This is a genomic window from Kineosphaera limosa NBRC 100340 (assembly GCF_000298215.1).
Classification (GTDB): domain Bacteria; phylum Actinomycetota; class Actinomycetes; order Actinomycetales; family Dermatophilaceae; genus Kineosphaera; species Kineosphaera limosa.
Genome location: NZ_BAHD01000147.1, coordinates 1 through 2,218, shown reverse-complemented (window position 1 = coordinate 2,218; position 2,218 = coordinate 1). Strand labels below are relative to the sequence as shown.

General features: G+C 65.6%; 4 protein-coding genes. 3 read left to right on the top strand and 1 reads right to left on the bottom strand.

The features are described from left to right. Positions 1-436 (bottom strand): relaxase domain-containing protein (locus KILIM_RS21780; RefSeq protein ID WP_157551897.1); only part of this gene is annotated, 436 nt, incomplete at its 3' end. Between the two features lie 276 nt (positions 437-712). On the opposite strand from KILIM_RS21780, the gene KILIM_RS21775 reads away from it, so the two are divergent. Genes KILIM_RS21775 through KILIM_RS21765 form a run of 3 tightly spaced genes read left to right on the top strand, consistent with a single transcriptional unit; the run spans position 713 to position 2,187 of the window. After that, entirely contained in the window at positions 713-949 is a 237-nt protein-coding gene (locus KILIM_RS21775; protein WP_006594929.1) for a DNA cytosine methyltransferase, read from the top strand. Positions 950-988: 39 nt separating this feature from the next. Beyond that, entirely contained in the window at positions 989-1,309 is a 321-nt protein-coding gene (locus KILIM_RS25260; RefSeq protein ID WP_006594928.1) for a transposase, read from the top strand. Then, a complete protein-coding gene (locus KILIM_RS21765; RefSeq protein WP_006594927.1) occupies positions 1,306-2,187 on the top strand; it encodes an IS3 family transposase in 882 nt (293 codons plus the stop codon). Before KILIM_RS25260 ends, KILIM_RS21765 begins: the two co-directional genes overlap by 4 nt. The last annotated feature ends 31 nt before the right edge of the window (positions 2,188-2,218 follow it).

Genomic DNA, 2,218 nt, shown 5'->3' with positions numbered 1-2,218 from the left:
ACTTCGGGACCGAGAAGGTGAAGTCGAACCCGGCCACCGCACGACGCTTCCCGCGCTCGGCCTCCTCGCCTTCGATCCGCGCGACCGCCTCGCCTTTCGCTCCCGGGCTCAGTGACGGGTCGAGGTCGGCGATTCGGGCTTCGATCCGCTGCGGGACCGACTTGTAGACCGGGAACGCGAGGCCGAGCGGGTCGCCGGTGATCGGGTCGCGGCCCATCCCCATCACGAGCTGGAGCTGGGCCTCCGATACCCGATCCCCGACCGCGAGCTGGCCCTTGCCGAGTGAGGCGACACCGGAGCCGAGCCACTGCCCCGGTGGGGTGCCCGCCTCGGCGTAGTACCTCGTCAGCGGCGTTGACAGTTCGCGGTCGCCGTCCGCGGCCGCGACCGTGCGCAGCAGGTACTTGTAGCCATCGCCCGCCGACATTACGCGCATCGAGACCGTCACCACGCCACCGCCTTTCGACGGTCAGGTGAGCGGGCGTTGACCGCGCGAACGCGCCATCAACGTTGGTTGACACACCTCGACCTGCAAGACGCGTGTGGGCTCAGAAGGAGGTCGGAGAAGGGGCCCAGGGAAGAGGCTTCCGCGACGGTGCCGACGGGTGCTTGGCGGGGTGGCTCCGGTCGGCGTGGGCGGTCATCGAATGCGTGTCGGAGTCGTGCACCTGACAGGTGACCAGCTCGGCATCGGTTCTCGACGAGGCACCGGATGTCGGGGACGACCGTCACCGGAGCGCGATTCATGCACGAACCCAAAGCCAGCAGCGATTCACGACTCAGGATCGGGTCGCTGTTCAGTGGCTACGGCGGCCTTGACCTCGCCGTCGAGCACGTCTTCAACGCCAAGACTGTGTGGTTCTCCGAACTCAACGAGCCCGTCGCCCGCGTCTTCGCCCGGCACTGGCCTGACGCCCCGAACCAGGGGGGACCGTACCCGCTTTGGTAGACACGGGGGTTGGCTGCCTGGCCTTCAGGAGTACACCAGATGGGCTCTACACGTCGGCGGTTCACCGATGAGTACAAAGCAGAAGCGGTAGGATTCGTCATCGAGGGCAATCGCTCGATCGCTGAGGTCGCTCGCAATATCGGCGTCCACGAAATGACGTTAGGGAAATGGGTGAAGAAGGAAAGAGACGCCCGGGCCGCCGCGGTCCCGGCCGACGCGCCATTGATCGAATCGGAGCGATCCGAGTTGATCCGCTTGCGCGCCGAGCTGAAAGACAGGGACGCCGAGAACGCCGAGCTGCGGATGCAGGTGGAGTTCGCAAAAAAAGTGGCGACCTGGTTCGCGAAAGAAAAGCAGTGAGGTTCGCTGCGATCGCGGACTGGGCTGACTCGGGCGACTTCGATGTCGCGATGATGTGCTCCTGGCTGGGTGTCTCGCGCGCCGGGTACTACAAGTGGCGCAACACCAGGCCGTCCACGAGAGCGGTCCTGGATGCCCACCTGAGCGAGATCATCGCGGCGGTGCACGCCGCGGGCCGGGGTGACCCCGGTGTGCGGCGCGTGTGGGCCGAGCTGCGTGCCCGTGGCTACCGGGTGGCCAAGAAGCGGGTCTGGAAGCTCATGAAGGCCGCTGGGCTGCGCGGACGCCACCCCAAGGCGTGGAAGAAGACCACCCTGGCCGCCGCGCGACCGGTTGGCGCCCCCGACCTGATCGGCCGTGACTTCACCGCGGGGGCACCCAACCAGAAGTGGTGTGGTGACATCACCTACGTCAAGACCTGGACCGGGTGGGCCTACGTCGCCACCGTCATCGACCTGTACTCACGACGGATCATCGGTCACGCCGTCGCCGACCACATGCGCACCGATCTGGTCACCGACGCCCTGACCATGGCGTTGACCCGCCGGCCCGCGCCGGGAGTGATATTCCACAGCGACCGCGGCAGCCAATACACCTCGACCGCGTTCGCTGCCTTCTGCGCCGCGAACAACATTCGCCGTTCCCTGGGCCGAACCGGGATCTGTTACGACAACGCCGTCGCCGAATCAGTATTCGCAACCTACAAGAAAGAACTCATCCACACCCGGCCCTGGCCCAACATCGCCGCGCTGCGCACCGCCACCGTCGAGTGGATCGAGGCCTACTACAACACCACACGCCGGCATTCCTACCTCGGATACTTGACACCACGAGAAATCGAACTAGGCTATACACACATCAACCACATCGCGGCCTAAACCGCGTGTCCACAAAAGCGGGAACATTCCA